Genomic DNA, 17,310 nt, shown 5'->3' with positions numbered 1-17,310 from the left:
TTATTCGGTCTTATCTTTAAATTCACACAGGTCTTCAATAATACAACTGCCACAGCGTGGTTTGCGGGCGACACAGGTATAGCGCCCATGCAGAATCAGCCAGTGGTGAACATCGATTTTGAATTCTCTCGGAACGACTTTCAGTAACTTCTGCTCGACTTCGTCCACATTCTTCCCCGATGCGAATTTGGTTCGGTTGGAAACACGGAAGATATGGGTATCAACGGCAATGGTTGGCCAGCCAAAAGCGGTGTTGAGGACCACATTAGCTGTTTTTCGTCCGACACCGGGCAGTGATTCCAGCGCATCCCGGTCTTCCGGTACTTCACCCTGATATTTTTCGAGCAGAATCCGACAGGTTTTGATGACGTTTTCAGCTTTAGAATTAAATAAGCCGATGGTTTTGATGTACTCTTTCAGCCCATCAACCCCCAGTGCCAGAATCGCTTGCGGTGTATTGGCAACTGGATATAGCTTATCGGTCGCTTTATTGACGCTCACATCAGTCGCCTGAGCTGAAAGCAGTACAGCAATCAGGAGCTCAAAGGGGGTATTCCAATTCAGTTCAGTTTGTGGGTTGGGATTATTTTCCCGTAGTCGTTCGAGAATTTCGATCCGCTTTTGCTTATTCATGACGCTGTTGCTTCCAGTTGAAATAAGTATGGCTGAGGTGTCATGCCATTGATTCAGTGGTTGTGATTATTGAGTCACTTTCGTGACCCTGGCTCTCTCAATCTGCGGTTTGGCTTGTTTTGGTTGACGAGAAGCCAGATATTTATCAATACAGCTTTTGAGTGCAATCAAAAAACCAACACAGATAAATGCGCCCGGGGGGAGTAGTGCGAGCAAAAAGCTATTGTCCAGATGTAATACGTCTATCCGGAGAACTTTGGCCCACTCTCCCAATAAAAGGTCAGCACCGTTGAACAGTGTCCCGTTGCCGAGGAGTTCTCGAATAGCCCCTAAGACAACCAGTACGCTGGTCATGCCCGTTCCCATCCAAAACCCATCCAACGCCGAGGGCAGGACATCATTTTTAGACGCGAATGCTTCAGCTCGACCGATAATAATACAATTGGTGACGATCAGCGGAATAAAAATCCCTAATGACAAGTACAAACCAAATGCAAATGCATTCATCAGCAGTTGTACGCAGGTTACAAGTGCCGCGATGATCATTACGAATACTGGAATTCGGACTTCTTTCGGGACATGGTTTCTGACCAGAGAAACGGTAACATTTGAACTGACCAGTACCGCGAGAGTAGCGATTCCCAGCCCCAGCGCGTTGGTAATTGTTGAAGATACCGCAAGCAGCGGGCATAACCCGAGCAACTGGACTAAGGCGGGGTTATTGTTCCACAAACCGTTTTTCATCAATACTTGTGATTGACTCATGATTGGCCTCCGTGACAATTGTAAGGTTGACGATAAAGCTGCTCTCGGTTTTGATCAACGAATTGTGTGATTTTCTTGACGGCTTTCACCACCGCTCTTGGCGTGATAGTTGCGCCGGTGAACTGATCAAACTGCCCGCCATCTTTACGCACTTTCCACTGTGATTCGTTTTCAGCCGTCACCCGTTGACCGGTAAATGACAGTATCCAGTCGCTGATACGGCGATCAATTCTATCTCCGAGACCCGGTGTTTCATTGTGAACAAGAACGCGAGTTCCGGTAATCACACCTTGATTATTCACCCCGACAATCAGTTTAATTGCCCCGTTGTAACCATCGGGAGCGATGGTTTCAATCGCTAGCCCCGTTGGCATACCATTTTGCTTGGCAATATAGGCATGAAGTGTCGGTTGCCCGGTTAAATAGGGAATATCCACAATAGTACACGCCCCTGAAAGGACATTATCGTGGGTTTGGGGGGGAATAACCTGAGCCAAAATCGTGAGGAGTTGTTTTTGTTCCTGTTGTTCAATTCTGTTTTGGGTCAAGTAATGGGTGATCGCAACCACGCCTGTTGATACACAGGCAAAAACTGCGAGGATCACGCCATTTTTTCGTATTGCAGTTAACATCGTGCCCCTCAGTGTCCGTAGGTTCTTGGTTGTGTGTAGTAGTCGATCAACGGTACACACATATTGGCGAGAATGACAGCAAAAGCAATCCCGTCAGGATATCCTCCCCAGCTGCGGATAATAAAGATCATCACACCGATAAATGCACCGTAGAACAGGCGGCCTTTGACAGTGGTTGAAGCTGTAACCGGGTCGGTTGCGATAAAGAATGCACCGAGCATCGTGGCTCCGGAAAAAAGATGAATCAATGGCGATGTGGTCGTTTCGACACCAAGCAGTTGACACAGACTACTGATGACAATTAGTCCGGTGAGATAAGCGACCGGAATATGCCATTGGATCACGCGGACCCGAATCAGTAACAGACCACCGAGCAGATAAGCAAAGTTGACCCATTCCCAGCCAATTCCGGCAATGGTACCGAATTGCTTGTGTGTTAACACCTCAGCCATTGAATGGCCCGTCCGGAACCCGTTTTTGATCGCATCGAGCGGGGTCGCCATGGTGACACCATCGACACTGAGCCGCAGCTGTTGCAGGGAAAGTCCGCGGTCATTAAATCCGCTAAAAATGACTGAAAGGGCGTCAGATAATGAAGTGTTTTCCGCAGACAGCGAGTGTGGGGGAAGCCAACTGGTCATCTGGACAGGAAAAGAGATCAATAATACCACATAGCCAATCATTGCCGGGTTAAACGGATTCTGCCCGAGACCACCATAGAGCTGTTTGGCAATCACAATGGCAAAAATTAAGCCGATGACCATAATCCACCACGGTGCTAGTGGGGGAATCGCAACCGCGAGCAGCCAAGCTGTGACTAATGCACTGTAATCTCTGAGAGCGACAACGGGAGAACGCTGACGTATTTTCATGATCAGGCTTTCCAGTCCGACCGCGACCATGATGCCGAAAATGAGCTGAATGAATGTGCCCCAACCAAAAAAATAGGTTTGGGCGATTAGCCCGGGGCAAGCAGCAATTGCAACCCACTTCATCAAGTCTGAAGTGCTGCGTTTTTGATGCGTGTGCGGAGAACTTGCGATAAAAAATGCCACTACTCTTTTTCCTCCGTATCAGACGCGGATGATGATTGTGATTGTTGCTGCGCTTTTCTGGCTTTGGCACGGGCAACCGCTGCAGCGACCGCGGCTTTTTTCGGATCCTGTGGCGGCGTATCGACAGCTTCGGATGCCGGGGCGTTTGCAGTAGGTGATGTTTCGTCCGCCTCTTGTGCTGATTGCGGTTGTGCCTGCTGCTGCGCTTTTCTGGCTTTAGCGCGGGCAACCGCTGCAGCGACCGCGGCTTTTTTCGGATCCTGCGGCGGCGTATCGGCGGCTTCGGATGCCGGGGCGTTTGCAGTAGGTGATGTTTCGTCCGCCTCTTGTGCTGATTGCGGTTGTGCCTGCTGCTGCTGCGCTTTTCTGGCTTTAGCGCGGGCAACCGCTGCAGCGACCGCGGCTTTTTTCGGATCCTGCGGCGGCGTATCGGCAGCTTCGGATGCCGGGGCGTTTGCAGTAGGTGATGTTTCGTCGGCCTCTTGTGCTGATTGCGGTTGTGCCTGCTGCTGCGCTTTTCTGGCTTTGGCGCGGGCAACTGCTGCAGCGACTGCGGCTTTTTTCGGATCCTGCGGCGGCGTATCGGCGGCTTCGGATGTTGGGGCGTTTGCAGCGGGTGGTGTTTCGTCCGCTTCTCTTGTTGATTGCGGTTGTGCTTGCTGCTGCGCTTTTCTGGCTTTAGCACGGGCAACCGCTGCAGCAACCGCGGCTTTCTGAGAGCCGCCACTGTCTTGCCCTGTTGTCATTGATTGCTCTGTTGCTGCCGAAGTGTCTGGGCTTAGGTCGGCTTCTTTTGCTGCTTTACGTGCTCTGGCTTGACGTTTGCGCTCCTCGCGGAGCTGCATCATTTCACGATTATCCGGCTCATCGGCCCCTGATTGACGGGCTGCTTCTTGTTTCGCTTTGGCTCGGGCGATTGCTGCTGCCACCGCCGGTTTAGCCTCCGATTGCGCCTGTGTATTTTTAGACTTCACCCGTTCAATCGCAGCTGCGACAGCATCCTGCCCGCCATTTTCTTTGACCATAGCCTGACGACGGTTATCGGCAGCTTGTTTGAAGCGATTTTCTCTTTCTTGTTTCTCCCGTTCCATCCGGGCTTTTTTCTCTTCAAAACGAATTCTGGCTCGTTCGGCGGCTTCGGCTTCTTGTCTCCGGGTTCTGATTTCAGCTTTGGCCTGACGATAATATTGGACGAGTGGTATCTCGCTCGGGCAGACATAAGCACATGCGCCACACTCGATACAATCTTTGAGGTTAAGCGTCTCGCATTTATCATATTCTTCAGCTTTTGCATGCCATTGGAGTTGCTGAGGCAGCAAAGATGCCGGACAAACATCAGCACACTGACCGCAGCGAATACAGGCTATTTCTTGCCGGGTCGGTGAAATCTCCTTTCGGGTTGGCGCGAGAATGCAGTTGGTGGTTTTGGTGATCGGCACATCGGCATGCGGGAGCGTAAAGCCCATCATTGGCCCGCCCATAATCAGGCGTGGTAACCGCTTATCAGGGTGATAATGGTGAGTTTCCAGCAGATGGCGGATTGGGGTACCTATCAATGCCCAGACGTTACGTGGTTGTTCAAATGTGGCACCTGTCAGTGTCACGAGCCGCTGAATCAGTGGTTCTCCGTGAATAATCGCACGCTGAATCGCATAAACAGAACCAATATTTTGCACCATTAGTCCAATATCGGCCGGCAGCTTGTCTGCCGGGACTTCAAGATTAGTCAGTATCTTGATGAGCTGTTTTTCCCCCCCGGAAGGGTATTTGGTCGGGATGACTCGAATCACGATATTTTTGTCGGTTGCCGCGGTTTCCAGTGCACGAATTGCTTCCGGTTTATTGTCTTCGATACCGATAATAATGAGTTTCGGGGACAAAATGTGGGCGAGGATGTCTATCCCCTGAATAATTTCCCGCGCATAGTGCTGCATCAGCACATCATCTGCTGTGATGTAAGGCTCACATTCAGCGGCATTAATGATTAAGATTTCCGTTCGAGCCAGCCCTGAAAGTATTTTCTTGGCGGTCGGGAAACCTGCGCCTCCCATACCAGAAATTCCGGCTTGACGAATCATATCAATCAAGGCTTCCGGAGCGTGTAAATGATAATCAGGATAAGCGGTGTGTTGGCACCATGTTTCTTGACCGTCCGGTTGGATGACGACCGCGAGCTCCGGTAAACCCGAAGGGTGAGCGGTTGTCCGCGGCTCGACCGCGGTGATGACACCGGATGTCGGAGCGTGAACGGGCAGATGAAAAACGGACATTGATCGAGTCAGCGGTTGCCCTTTTAAGACAGAATCACCGACAGATACCAGTAAGTCTCCCGGTTTACCGATATGCTGCTTCAGCGGAAGCACCAACTCTTCTGGGAGCGTTGCCACTGCCGGTGACGTTTGATTAGATTGATGTTTATTTTCCGGTGGATGGACACCTCCCGGGAAATCCCATAACCGGCCTGATTTAATTTGTTCGATTAATGACAGCATATCAGTCTCTAGTTGTGATTATGGTTAGATAAGGAAGCGTCTTCGTTCGTCTTTGTTTCGGTCACATTAACGACTGGAATTGCATTCATTTGCCATTTCCATGTTTCAGGTGTTGGTTGAACCGGGATCATTTCAATACAATCTGTCGGGCAGGGCGCCACACAAAGATCGCAGCCCGTACATTCGTCTTTAATGACGGTATGGACTGCTTTGGTACCACCGACAATCGCATCCACGGGACAGGCTTGAATACATTTGGTACAGCCGATACACATATCTTCATGAATAAAAGCAACCCGTTTGACCGCATCGCTCAGATCGTGGGCAGGTTCAGGAACATCCACGCCCATCAAGTCAGCCAGCTTTTCAATCGTTGCCTGACCTCCGGGAGGGCATTTATTGATGTCATCACCGTTGGCTATTGCTTCTGCGTATGGACGGCAGCCCGGATACCCACATTGACCGCATTGGGTTTGCGGTAGAATCGAGTCAATTTGATCAACGATCGGATCGCTTTCAACTTTAAAGCGGATCGATGCATAACCGAGAATTGCGCCAAAAATCGCAGCGAGCACAGCCAGTGCAATGATGGCAATGAGAATGACGTTCATTACAGTTTAACCAGTCCAGTAAAGCCCATGAAAGCAAGCGACATCAGCCCTGCGGTAATCATCGCGATGGACGCCCCTTTAAATGGTGTTGGAACGTCAGAGACATTGATTCGCTCACGCATTGATGCAAACAGAATCAATACCAGAGAAAAGCCGACCGCAGCACCGAATCCATAAATGACCGACTCGATAAAGTTATGATTTTCGTTGATGTTGAGTAAGGCAACGCCCAGTACAGCGCAGTTCGTCGTAATTAAAGGTAAAAAAATGCCTAACAGACGATAAAGTGTCGGACTGGTTTTATGCACAACCAATTCCGTGAACTGAACGACCACTGCAATCACCAGAATGAAACTCATTGTGCGTAGGTAGTCGATACCCAGTGGTGAGAGAATGTAACTTTCAACCAAGTAGGAACAAACCGACGCCAGAGTTAACACAAAGGTCGTTGCCAGACCCATGCCGATTGCCGTTTCCAGTTTTTTTGACACACCCATAAATGGGCATAAGCCCAAGAATTTAACCAGTACAAAGTTATTTACCAGTACAGTGCCGATTAGCAACAAAAGGTATTCGGTCATAATTTGCCGCTTGTGATTTTAATGATCCTCTTATTATCCAGTTTTATATACGGAATAACAACCAAGGAAGTCTATGGTTTTTCCGATGCCCCGGCCTTTTGTCATTGTGTCGTACTTTCAATAGCGGGTTTTGTTTCCGGAACAGGCGTTCATCAGGGATAGGCATTATGGGGAGAAGACCGTTCAAAAAAGCGCTGGGCTGTTAACGGGGATATTTTGACCGCGGTCGGTCACGCCGGGCAAAGATGTCGAATATGCAGCACAGAGTCACGATGTGCCGTTACCCGTCGCAGGATGAGATTACGACAGTTCAGCTTTGCGGTGTAACGCTTTTCACTGAACTGTCCTTTTCACTGAACTGTCGGTTTGATGTTTACACGATTTTAGGCTGACCATCAGACGCGGTGGCACCACCGTCTACCGGTAGGTTGACACCGTTAATGAAAGAGGCGTCGTCGCTCGCTAGAAAAGTGACCACAGATGCAATTTCTTCCGGCTCTGCAGCTCGCCCCAATGCAATTCGCTCATTGAATTTGTCGCGAATGTCCTGTGCCCAGCCGTTGGTCATGTTGGTTTTCACCAGACTAGGGCAGACGGCATTGATGCGCACCCCATCGGCACCGTGATCCAGTGCCATCGCCCGGGTCAGATTCACGACGGCACCTTTGCTGGCACAGTAGAATGCTGCGCCCCAGTCGCCGCCTAAGCCGGAAACGGAAGCGGTATTCACCATGCAACCTTTGGTTTTCAGCAATTCAGGTAAAGCAAATTTAGCGCAATAGACCACGCCGTCAATATTGACTGAAGAAATCTTTTTCCAGTCATCGACACTGCCTTCAATGACAGACCCCGGAACATGTACACCGGCATTGTTGACCAGAATGTCCAGTTTTCCGAAACGGGCGACTACGCTGGCAATCAGCGCTTCCACTTTGTCTGGGTCGGACACATCAATGGTGTAAGCGGAGACGCGTTGCTTATCAAAATCTTCAATCGCTTTAGCAAGCTGTTCTTCATTCCAGTCCGCTAAGGCAATGTTTACCCCTTCTGCGTAGAGGCGCTTTGCAATAGCCAGACCAATCCCATTGGCGGCACCTGTGACCAAGGCAACCTTGTTGTGTAAGCCTCTCATACGAGTTCTCCTTCAAAATGATTCATAAAAACGGGATCCTGATTCTTTGCCGTGCGCGGCAACATCAGTTTGTAGTTGTCGCTGTAATCGACAGGGATGGCCACGACCGACGGGCCTTCAACGTCCATGGCTTGTTTCAGGGTATCAGCCAGTTCATATTGACTGGTCACTGCGAACCCTTTGGCACCGAATGATTCGGCATATGCTTTGAAATCGATCGGGCCGAATTTCACACCAGAGAAGCGTTGATATTTTTTCACTTCCTGCATTTCAACCATGTTGTAGGCGTTGTCGACCCATACAATATGGAGAATGTTGCATTTCAGTCTGACCGCGGTTTCCAGCTCCATGCTCGATTGCATAAAGCCACCGTCTCCGGAAACAGAAACGACTTTATTGCCCGGTTTCAGCAGACTGGCACCAATCGCCCATGGCAGTGCGACGCCCATAGTTTGTTGTCCGTTGGAGACGAGCATCTGACGAGCGCGGAAGCAACTCAGGTAGCGGGCAATCCAGATATGAAAACTACCCATATCGAGACAGAGTGTCGTGTCCGGCGCAATGATCGATTGCATCGCTTTGATCAGTGTCAGTGGATGGAAGCCCTGTTGGCTGTATACATTCGGATAAGTTCTGATGATCTGGCGTTGCTGAGCCACCTCTTCCAAGACTGACATTGCCATTGGAGAGAGGCGGGAATAGTCAGAGATGCGATGTCTCATCTGATCTAATGATTGGGCAATGTCACCGACGATTTCCACACATGGTTGGTAGTTGAGCTGATACTCGGCCGATTCAATGTCAAGATGAATCACCGGACAGCGTTGACTGTTCCATAACTCGGGATCATATTCTATCGGGCTAAAACCGATGGTGAGGATCAGATCAGCATCGCGTAACAGTACGTCTCCGGGCTGATTGTTGAACAAACCGACCCGACCGGCAAAGTTATGGTAATAGTTGATATCAACGGTTCCCGCGGCCTGATAAGTGCCGACAACCGGTAAATGCGTTTTTTGCAAAAAGCGGGTAATCGCAGCTGCGTTTTCGCTACGACTGGCATGCAGGCCGAGCAAAACCACACAGCGTTGAGCGGAGTCGATTCGGTGCGCAGCTTCTTCAAGCGCAGTAATGTCAGCACAACCGGGTTGAATGCGCCCAGAAGGAACAATGATGTCAGTCTGAGTCTGCTCGGCTAAAACATCCTGAGGCAAGCTGAGGAAGCAAGCCCCCGGGCGGCCTGACTCGGCAATGCGAAATGCGTTGGCTATGATTTCACTGGCAGCATCTACATGTTGGACTTCGGCACTGAACTTAGTGATCGAACGAAAGATACTGACCGTATCCATACTTTGGTGGGTTTGCTTCTGTTGGTCAGCTCGTTTGACTGCTCCACCGATGGCAATCAGTGGATCGCCCTCTGAGTTTGCAGTGGCGACACCGGATACCAGGTTGCCACAGCCGGGACCTGAGGTGACCAGAGTGACACCGGCTTTGCCGGTGAGCCGACCGACGACACCGGCCATAAAGGCACCGTTGGCTTCGTGACGTACTGGAACCATCTGAATACGGGTGTCTTCAATTGCATCAAACAACCGATCGATTTTGGCTCCGGGAATTCCGAAAATATATTTAATACCGAGGGACTCCAGTTGCTGAGCAATCAACTGAGCCCCGTTTTTGTTTGAAGGTTTGGATTGCATTTTTTTGTCCTTATTATTTTGCCTGACATTGTTATTTTTCCGCCTTTTCGATGGCGGTACGAATATCTTCCGGAGCCAGATTAGCACTGAGAAACTCCGTAGAAGCCGGTGTATCGATGACGAGTCGTGACACTTTGCCAATCTGGAGGAATCCGGATGAAATACGGTAATCCTGAATGTGACCGCCGCCTTGACGGTCATCGGTAATGAAATGTTCGTGATAGCCGGGAACATTGATACCAGTGGTGTATCTGGGGCTGCGAAATCCAGCGATGACGCCTTGTTTTTGTGTGAAACGGAAGGTGGGTTGTTCCTTGACAACTTCAAGCATGGGTCGGTAGGGTCGGCTTTGTTTGGGTACTGTGCGGGTGCGGACAAAGTCGAAAACGCCATCAATGCGTAATGCACAGAACACATTGTCACTTGGAATCATGTCATCGATCAGCCGATGGACGGTTTCACGAGACATCCGTGATGTCAGTGGTAGCTCGATATTTGCTTTGAAGAAAGTCATGACTGCAAAAGGGGTTCTTTGTGTCATGTCAGCCGGATTGGCTGAGCCATCAGACTTGAGCTGAAAAACGTGCTTATCGAAAGCAATGAGCTCACCATCGAGTTGGTTGAATGTTCCCAAACCAAAATCGCCGTGTTTCAGTAACTGTTCTACGGTTGTCGAGCCTTCGTAAACGCCAGCAATCAGGGCGCTCATCAGCGAAGTCTGAAAAATTTCACCATCATTGGTCACGTGATGATATTCAGCAAATTCTTTCGCTATATCGAGCGAACAGTCACACTGAGGGTTATAGAATCCGCGCATGAGTTAATCCAGTTGTGCAATCAAGTGTATATTTAGATTGACTTCTTTACCGTACTAAATCCAATATAAAAAAGATTTATTTTGATATGGAAAAAATATGGAATTCCGTTACCTGAAGTATTTTGTTGCTGTTGCCCGGGCGCGCCATTTTACAAGGGCTGCTGAACAACTTGGGATTGCACAGCCGCCACTGAGTCAGCAGATTAAAAAGCTGGAACATGAATTGGGCGTAGACCTTTTTAAACGTCTATCCAGAGGGGTGGAACTGACTCAGGCCGGGGAAGTGTTTTACGCTGATGCGGTGAATATTCTCGCGGATGTAGAACGGGCAAAAGCGAAAGTCAGACAGATTGCCCGTGGTGAAAATACCGAAGTAAAAGTTGGGTTCGCAACTTCAACGTCAACCTCCATTCAGGTGCTGGAAAAAATGGGCCGTCTTCAGAGTGAGGGGTTCAACCTGAAGACGGCTGAGCTGCCGATGTCGGATCTGGCTGTTCAGTTGAGGAGCAAACAGCTCGATATTGCGATTATGCGTCTGCCTTGTTACGCCAGTGAGTCTTTTGAGCGCCGGCTGCTGTTTGATGATCCGTTTGTGGCGGTGATTCCTACTACTCATGCATTAGCGCAGTTTAAGCGTATCCGGATGAAACAGCTCCGGGAGCAAAAGATTTTACTGTTCCCACGTGAAACCGGGCCCGCTCTGTTTGATTGTATGAATACACTTTTCGCAGATGCCGGCATACGGCTCGAACCAAATTTTTCTGCACCACAGCTGCGTACGACAATCGCGATGGCGCAGGCCGGACTAGGCATTGCGATTGTGCCGTATTCACTGGTCGAGCATCTGGATAACTCTGTGGTAGTTGCGAGTGTCGAGGATATAAAGTTTTCCAGCCGGATCGTGGTCGCTTGGGAATCATCCAATCTCAATAAGCAAGTGCTTAAGGTGGTGGCAAAGATCAGTCAGCCAGACGGGTGATGACAAGGAGACGATCAAGATTTGGTGTGGACGTCGGTGATTCGATGTGAGCAATTCGAAATCACAGGGTTTGGAGACAAAAAAAGACGCCCTTGGGCGTCTTTTTCTAAATTTGGCTCCCCCTGCGGGACTCGAACCTGCGACATACGGATTAACAGTCCGCCGTTCTACCAACTGAACTAAGGGGGAATTGTAAAAGCGGGATGGATGGTACTTATCCTGACTGAATGTGTCAATCTCTGTGCACTAAAAAAAGTTCCGAAAACAGCAGAAAAAATACTTTACTTTTTTGTAGCCCTTGCGGCTCTAAGGCTTTATTTACTTATCCACTAATTTTGTGGATAAGTGTGTTGATGAAAGTTGATTAAATCTAAAGGAGCATTTTTATCGAGCAAATCAGGATTGAAATTCGGATTGTTTTTGTCTCTATCTCAATGTAATAAAAGCATTTTTTTATTTATTCACAGCATCCATGAATGTAATGAGAATGATAATCAAACACGTGAAATGTTAACTTATGTACCGAGATTGGGGAAAACTAGTGGATTGTTTTTTTGAGGGAAAGAATGATTTTTTCGCGAGGGTAGGCAATATATCAAAACATTTTTCAGATAGCCAGATCATTTTAGGAGAGTGTGATTTGTTTTGTAAAATAACTTCTTGCTACTTCGTTGGGAAGACAGCGACAATAAGAAATATTTCTTTCCACATCTCCTGTCGTGGAAGGAGTCGATGATGATGACTCATAAGATGATGCAGAGGGAAAGATGAGTAAAGCATTTGAACTGGTTTCTGCGTATCAACCTTCCGGAGATCAGCCGGCAGCGATTCAGCAACTACTTGAAGGGTTGGATGCCGGTCTGGCACATCAAACATTACTTGGTGTGACGGGGTCGGGAAAGACATTTACATTGGCTAATGTGATTGCTCAGGCACAGCGTCCGACGATTGTTCTGGCACCAAACAAAACGCTGGCAGCCCAGTTGTTTGGTGAGATGAAAGCGTTTTTCCCTCACAACGCGGTCGAGTATTTCGTCTCTTATTATGACTATTACCAACCGGAAGCTTACGTACCGACAACCGATACTTTTATTGAGAAAGATGCGTCTGTGAATGCGCATATTGAACAGATGCGGTTATCTGCCACTAAGGCATTACTGGAAAGAAAAGATGCCATTATTGTTGCCTCTGTTTCGGCTATCTATGGTCTGGGTGATCCGGACTCCTATTTGAAAATGATGCTCCACTTGCGTCGGGGAGATGTGGTTGATCAGCGGGCTATGCTCAGGCGTTTAGCGGAATTACAGTATTCACGAAATGAGGTTGGGTTTGAACGGGGTCAGTTTCGGGTACGTGGTGAAGTGATCGACATTTTCCCGGCTGAATCGGAAAGTGAAGCGGTGCGAGTGGAGATGTTTGATGATGAAATTGAACAAATCAGTTTGTTTGATCCACTGACCGGTGCCGTCATCCAAAAAGATTTGCCCCGTTACACTGTGTATCCGAAAACTCATTACGTTACACCCAGAGAGCGGATTCTCGACGCGATTGAACAGATCAAGGCAGAACTGAAAACCCGACAAGCTTACTTTATTGAACACAATAAACTGCTGGAAGAACAACGTATTTCCCAACGTACGCAATTTGATGTCGAAATGATGAATGAGTTGGGGTTCTGCTCCGGCATTGAAAACTACTCCCGCTATCTGAGTGGCAGAAATGAAGGCGAGCCGCCACCAACATTATTCGATTATTTACCTCACGATGGCATTCTCATCATTGATGAATCTCATGTGACGGTACCTCAAATCGGCGCGATGTATAAAGGAGACCGATCCAGAAAAGAAACCTTGGTTGAATTTGGTTTTCGGTTGCCTTCGGCTTTGGATAACCGGCCGTTAAAATTTGAAGAGTTTGAAGCGTTAGCGCCCCAGACGATTTTTGTGTCTGCCACGCCCAGTGCTTATGAAGTAGAGAAGTCTGGTGGCGAGATTGCGGAACAGGTTGTCCGACCCACAGGATTATTGGATCCGGAACTGGAAATTCGTCCGGTTACCACTCAGGTTGATGATCTATTATCTGAAATACATCTTCGCAGTGCGCAAAATGAGCGGGTATTGGTGACGACTTTAACCAAACGGATGGCTGAAGATTTAACCGAATATCTGCAAGAGCATCATGTCAAAGTGCGTTATTTGCATTCCGATATTGATACGGTTGAGCGGGTCGAAATTATTCGCGATCTCCGCTTGGGTGAATTTGATGTGCTGGTGGGGATTAACTTATTGCGAGAAGGGCTGGATATGCCGGAAGTTTCTTTAGTCGCAATTCTTGATGCAGACAAAGAAGGATTCTTACGTTCCGAACGCTCTTTGATCCAAACCATCGGACGTGCAGCCCGAAACCTTCGTGGCAAAGCGATTCTGTATGCCGATCGGGTAACCGGTTCTATGCAGCGGGCAATCGATGAGACCAACCGTCGTCGTGAAAAACAGCAGCGCTATAATGAAGAAATGGGAGTTGAGCCTCAAGCATTGCGCAAAGATGTCAAAGATATTCTGGAAATCGGGGATATCGCCAAATCAAGACAGAAGCGCAAAGCACCGCAGCGGCCGTTGTCTCAAGTTGCCGAACCTGACTCTGAATATGGTGCTCTCACTCCGCAGCAGCTCGAGAAAGAGATTAGTAAGCTGGAAGCACAAATGTACCAATATGCGCAGAATCTTGAATTTGAACAGGCAGCGCAAAAACGGGATGAAATCGAGAAACTTCGCGAACAATTTATCATCAACAGCTAGACTACTAGATATATCGATAAAAAAATAGCCAATAGAAAATAATCTATTGGCTGTCAGAATGTGAATAACTTTATTCACTAACAACGTCAGTTGGCTAGGTGACCCGTTAGGGTCAATATTACTATAAGCATATACTATGCCAACTTTAGAATGTTAAAATGCTTGTTTTGAGAGGTTGTTTCAAGGTTTTTTGAAAAAATATTTGCAATATGCAATTCTCAATGCGATCATTGTGCAAAATGCAATTTAAGTTGGCTAATTTATGCAATCGGAACAGTTACCACAAAAAAGTAGATATCTGCTGATGGTTGAAGATACAGCGTCTGTTGCTGTGCTGTATCGCACCTATCTTGAGCCTCTGGATATTGACATCAACATTGTCGGTACGGGGAAAGAGGCGTTAGAGAGTCTTGAAAAAAGAGAACCCGATCTGATTCTGCTCGATTTACGTCTTCCTGATATGACAGGGATGGATGTTCTACATGAAGTGAAACGGAAATATCCCGATGTTCCCGTCATTTTCATGACTGCTCATGGCTCAATTGATACGGCTGTCGAAGCTATGCGCTACGGTGTTCAGGATTTTTTAATTAAACCATGCGAAGCTGACCGATTACGAGTCACGGTGAATAATGCGATTCGTAAAGCTTCAAAAATTAAAAGCGATTCCGATGATCCGCGCAGCCAAAACTATCAGGGATTCATCGGCAGTAGTCAAACCATGCAAGCGGTTTATCGGACCATTGACTCTGCGGCCGCGAGTAAAGCCAGTATTTTTATTACTGGAGAAAGTGGTACGGGGAAAGAAGTGTGTGCTGAAGCTATTCATGCTGCCAGCCGACGGGGTGATAAACCTTTCATTGCCATTAACTGTGCAGCGATTCCGAAAGATTTGATTGAAAGTGAACTGTTTGGTCATGTCAAAGGTGCTTTTACCGGAGCCGCAACTGATCGGCAGGGTGCTGCCGAGCTTGCTGATGGCGGGACACTATTTCTGGATGAGCTCTGTGAGATGGATTTAGACTTACAGACTAAATTATTGCGATTCATCCAAACCGGTACATTCCAGAAAGTCGGTTCATCAAAAATGAAAAGTGTCGATGTTCGCTTTGTGTGTGCGACAAACCGTGATCCGTGGAAAGAGGTTCAGGAAGGTCGCTTTCGTGAAGATTTGTACTATCGTTTATATGTGATCCCGCTTCATCTGCCACCGCTTCGGGAGCGTGGTGACGATGTTATCGAAATCGCTTACTCCTTGCTCGGATATATGTCCAAAGAAGAAGAGAAAGATTTTGTTCGCCTTGCCGCTGAAGTCGTGGAACGATTCAGGCAGTACGAATGGCCGGGCAATGTCCGCCAGTTGCAGAATGTTTTGCGTAATGTGGTGGTGTTGAATCAGGGAAAAGAAATCACGCTAAGTATGTTACCACCGCCATTGAATCAACCGAAAGAGAGCTATCTCCGTTTGGTTCAGCCGATGATGGAAGAAAGGAAACCTTCAGTCCATGAAATCTTTCCCCTATGGATGACGGAAAAAATGGCAATTGAAAATGCTATTGATGCATGTGAAGGGAATATTCCGAAAGCTGCAGGCTACCTAGAAGTGAGCCCTTCAACCATTTACCGTAAATTACAATCTTGGAATGCAGAAGAGAAAGCATAGATATGAGTGAAATCATGAATCGAGATACGATTTCGTCATTGTCACAGGAAATCGGAGAGGACAATATTCCCGTGCTACTGGATATTTTCCTCGGTGAATTAGAAAACTATCAGGCGACGTTATCGGAAAGTGAAGGGTCAGAACAGCATGAGTTACTGAAAGAGATCAGCCATGCATTAAAAAGTAGTGCCGCGAGTTTTGGCGCTGATCGTTTATGTGCGATGGCGATTGATATTGATACCCGAGGGAAACAAGGATTACTACTCAATCCGAAGCAGGAAACACAGACTCTGCTCAAACAACTCCGTGAGACTTATACCTCTTATATGAGCTTGATTCAGCATGAATCTTAACCATTCAAATCGGCAATGATGAGCGTGACAGCTCATCATTGCACTCTATCATTATTTTTTATACAACTCGTTGATGAGTTGCTCTTCAATCACTTGTCTTAGCTTTTCTCGTTCGTGACGCCATCCTTTATCCGGAGAGGCGAGGTTACGTGTAATCATCCGACAGTCTGCCGGGTATTTGTCCGGTGGGGTTTCACACAAGATCAGGTCAACCAACCTGCCGCCACAAGCCCGTTGGCACCAGATGAGTTTTCGGTTGAGATCCATTTTCTGGGCGGGCCCGTATTCCGGGGCGAGATTGTCAATATAAATGAGTACGGCCCGACGGTTTTTCGCAATGGCTTTACCCAATTCAGGGAGTAATAACGGTGGCATGATGCTGGTTAAAAAACTACCGGGGCCAAGCAGAATCGCATCCGCATGAGTAATGGCTTCAACCGCTTCGTGAGTTGCCGGTACTTGTGGAGAAAGCTCCAACCGTATGAGTTCTTCGGTCATTTCATCGACATTAGTTTCTCCAGTGACGATGTTTCCATCAATGGCATGAGCGGAGAGATCTGCCGGATGTTCTGACATTGGCAGAATATTGATCGATACATTGAGCAGGGTTCGAATCAGATTAATTGCTTCAAGTGGTCGGACGGATAGGTTACCCAACGCAGTTAACATCAGATTGCCTAAATTATGGCCATCAAGTTCACCCTGTCCCCGAAACCGATACTCAAACATCATCGAAGCGGTCGAGGGTTCGGTAATCAACTGATTGATGCAATTACGTGTGTCACCCCATGCAATACCACCCTGACAGTGACGAATCCGACCAGTCGAACCCCCGTTGTCAGTTGTCGCAACAATACCCGTTGCATTTGGACCAAAATCACGAATGGCAGCCAAAACACGTCCGAGCCCGTGTCCCCCGCCAATCGCAACAACCTTTTTCTCTTGATAAAGTTTTTGCTGATAAGAATTCATTGTTGTCATTATCTATAAATCAATCGCGGCTAAGATTAGTTGAATTTTTTGATCCAGAATACTTCTTCTGTGAAAATTTGACTGGAACCCTCAAATTTTTTGATAAGGAAGTAGGATCTGTTCA

General features: G+C 47.8%; 15 protein-coding genes and 1 tRNA gene. 4 read left to right on the top strand and 12 right to left on the bottom strand.

Annotated elements, in window-relative coordinates; genetic code table 11:
- The 10 genes from nth to budA all read right to left on the bottom strand — a co-directional run bounded on the left by nth (window position 1) and on the right by budA (window position 10,421).
- Complete coding sequence (nth, locus tag AC55NX_RS02745; protein ID WP_496994354.1) at window positions 1-633, bottom strand: endonuclease III; 633 nt, start codon at window positions 631-633, stop codon at window positions 1-3.
- Window positions 634-699: 66 nt separating this feature from the next.
- Window positions 700-1,398, bottom strand: coding sequence for an electron transport complex subunit E (locus tag AC55NX_RS02740; RefSeq protein WP_059120311.1), 699 nt, complete (start codon window positions 1,396-1,398; stop codon window positions 700-702).
- Entirely contained in the window at window positions 1,395-2,030 is a 636-nt protein-coding gene (gene rsxG, locus AC55NX_RS02735) for an electron transport complex subunit RsxG (protein ID WP_496994353.1), read from the bottom strand. The genes AC55NX_RS02740 and rsxG overlap by 4 nt, the downstream gene beginning before the upstream one ends.
- A gap of 8 nt (window positions 2,031-2,038) precedes the next feature.
- Window positions 2,039-3,085 carry an electron transport complex subunit RsxD gene (gene rsxD, locus AC55NX_RS02730; RefSeq protein WP_496994352.1) on the bottom strand — a complete coding sequence of 349 codons (1,047 nt, stop codon included), beginning with the start codon at window positions 3,083-3,085 and terminating at the stop codon, window positions 2,039-2,041.
- A complete protein-coding gene (rsxC, locus tag AC55NX_RS02725; protein ID WP_496994351.1) occupies window positions 3,085-5,577 on the bottom strand; it encodes an electron transport complex subunit RsxC in 2,493 nt (830 codons plus the stop codon). Before rsxC ends, rsxD begins: the two co-directional genes overlap by 1 nt.
- A gap of 8 nt (window positions 5,578-5,585) precedes the next feature.
- A complete protein-coding gene (gene rsxB, locus AC55NX_RS02720; protein WP_496994350.1) occupies window positions 5,586-6,188 on the bottom strand; it encodes an electron transport complex subunit RsxB in 603 nt (200 codons plus the stop codon).
- A complete protein-coding gene (rsxA, locus tag AC55NX_RS02715; RefSeq protein WP_496994349.1) occupies window positions 6,188-6,769 on the bottom strand; it encodes an electron transport complex subunit RsxA in 582 nt (193 codons plus the stop codon). Before rsxA ends, rsxB begins: the two co-directional genes overlap by 1 nt.
- Window positions 6,770-7,142: 373 nt before the next feature.
- Window positions 7,143-7,901 (bottom strand): meso-2,3-butanediol dehydrogenase, encoded by a 759-nt coding sequence (gene budC / locus AC55NX_RS02710; RefSeq protein WP_496994348.1) that lies wholly within the window; start codon window positions 7,899-7,901, stop codon window positions 7,143-7,145.
- On the bottom strand, window positions 7,898-9,604 hold the full coding sequence (alsS, locus tag AC55NX_RS02705; protein WP_496994347.1) for an acetolactate synthase AlsS: 1,707 nt from the start codon (window positions 9,602-9,604) through the stop codon (window positions 7,898-7,900). Before alsS ends, budC begins: the two co-directional genes overlap by 4 nt.
- A 31-nt stretch (window positions 9,605-9,635) precedes the next feature.
- Window positions 9,636-10,421, bottom strand: coding sequence for an acetolactate decarboxylase (gene budA, locus AC55NX_RS02700; RefSeq protein ID WP_496994346.1), 786 nt, complete (start codon window positions 10,419-10,421; stop codon window positions 9,636-9,638).
- 97 nt (window positions 10,422-10,518) lie between these two features.
- On the opposite strand from budA, the gene AC55NX_RS02695 reads away from it, so the two are divergent.
- Window positions 10,519-11,400: a LysR family transcriptional regulator gene (locus AC55NX_RS02695; RefSeq protein ID WP_496994345.1), complete on the top strand. Its 882-nt coding sequence runs from the start codon at window positions 10,519-10,521 to the stop codon at window positions 11,398-11,400.
- Between the two features lie 113 nt (window positions 11,401-11,513).
- On the opposite strand, the gene AC55NX_RS02690 is transcribed toward AC55NX_RS02695, so the two are convergent.
- Window positions 11,514-11,589 (bottom strand) — tRNA-Asn (locus AC55NX_RS02690).
- Window positions 11,590-12,167: 578 nt separating this feature from the next.
- On the opposite strand from AC55NX_RS02690, the gene uvrB reads away from it, so the two are divergent.
- The 3 genes from uvrB to luxU all read left to right on the top strand — a co-directional run bounded on the left by uvrB (window position 12,168) and on the right by luxU (window position 16,214).
- Window positions 12,168-14,198: an excinuclease ABC subunit UvrB gene (gene uvrB / locus AC55NX_RS02685; RefSeq protein ID WP_496994344.1), complete on the top strand. Its 2,031-nt coding sequence runs from the start codon at window positions 12,168-12,170 to the stop codon at window positions 14,196-14,198.
- Between the two features lie 262 nt (window positions 14,199-14,460).
- On the top strand, window positions 14,461-15,861 hold the full coding sequence (gene luxO, locus AC55NX_RS02680) for a quorum-sensing sigma-54 dependent transcriptional regulator LuxO (RefSeq protein ID WP_496994343.1): 1,401 nt from the start codon (window positions 14,461-14,463) through the stop codon (window positions 15,859-15,861).
- A gap of 14 nt (window positions 15,862-15,875) precedes the next feature.
- Complete coding sequence (gene luxU, locus AC55NX_RS02675) at window positions 15,876-16,214, top strand: quorum-sensing phosphorelay protein LuxU (RefSeq protein ID WP_496994342.1); 339 nt, start codon at window positions 15,876-15,878, stop codon at window positions 16,212-16,214.
- Between the two features lie 51 nt (window positions 16,215-16,265).
- On the opposite strand, the gene yvcK is transcribed toward luxU, so the two are convergent.
- Window positions 16,266-17,186, bottom strand: coding sequence for a uridine diphosphate-N-acetylglucosamine-binding protein YvcK (gene yvcK / locus AC55NX_RS02670; RefSeq protein WP_496994453.1), 921 nt, complete (start codon window positions 17,184-17,186; stop codon window positions 16,266-16,268).
- Window positions 17,187-17,310 lie beyond the last annotated feature (124 nt).

Source organism: Vibrio rubrogenes, assembly GCF_059641415.1.
The sequence above is the reverse complement of the archived record's forward strand: the minus strand, read 5'-3'. Positions and strand labels throughout refer to the sequence as shown.

Bases quoted from the DNA above. Each gene is read 5' to 3' on its own strand.
- luxU (WP_496994342.1), top strand. From the start codon at position 15,876: ATGAATCGAGATACGATTTCGTCATTGTCACAGGAAATCGGAGAGGAC.
- budA (WP_496994346.1), bottom strand. From the start codon at position 10,421: ATGCGCGGATTCTATAACCCTCAGTGTGACTGTTCGCTCGATATAGCG.
- rsxC (WP_496994351.1), bottom strand. From the start codon at position 5,577: ATGCTGTCATTAATCGAACAAATTAAATCAGGCCGGTTATGGGATTTC.
- budC (WP_496994348.1), bottom strand. From the start codon at position 7,901: ATGAGAGGCTTACACAACAAGGTTGCCTTGGTCACAGGTGCCGCCAAT.
- luxO (WP_496994343.1), top strand. From the start codon at position 14,461: ATGCAATCGGAACAGTTACCACAAAAAAGTAGATATCTGCTGATGGTT.
- yvcK (WP_496994453.1), bottom strand. From the start codon at position 17,186: ATGAATTCTTATCAGCAAAAACTTTATCAAGAGAAAAAGGTTGTTGCG.
- AC55NX_RS02740 (WP_059120311.1), bottom strand. From the start codon at position 1,398: ATGAGTCAATCACAAGTATTGATGAAAAACGGTTTGTGGAACAATAAC.
- AC55NX_RS02695 (WP_496994345.1), top strand. From the start codon at position 10,519: ATGGAATTCCGTTACCTGAAGTATTTTGTTGCTGTTGCCCGGGCGCGC.
- nth (WP_496994354.1), bottom strand. From the start codon at position 633: ATGAATAAGCAAAAGCGGATCGAAATTCTCGAACGACTACGGGAAAAT.
- rsxB (WP_496994350.1), bottom strand. From the start codon at position 6,188: ATGAACGTCATTCTCATTGCCATCATTGCACTGGCTGTGCTCGCTGCG.
- uvrB (WP_496994344.1), top strand. From the start codon at position 12,168: ATGAGTAAAGCATTTGAACTGGTTTCTGCGTATCAACCTTCCGGAGAT.
- rsxA (WP_496994349.1), bottom strand. From the start codon at position 6,769: ATGACCGAATACCTTTTGTTGCTAATCGGCACTGTACTGGTAAATAAC.
- alsS (WP_496994347.1), bottom strand. From the start codon at position 9,604: ATGCAATCCAAACCTTCAAACAAAAACGGGGCTCAGTTGATTGCTCAG.
- rsxG (WP_496994353.1), bottom strand. From the start codon at position 2,030: ATGTTAACTGCAATACGAAAAAATGGCGTGATCCTCGCAGTTTTTGCC.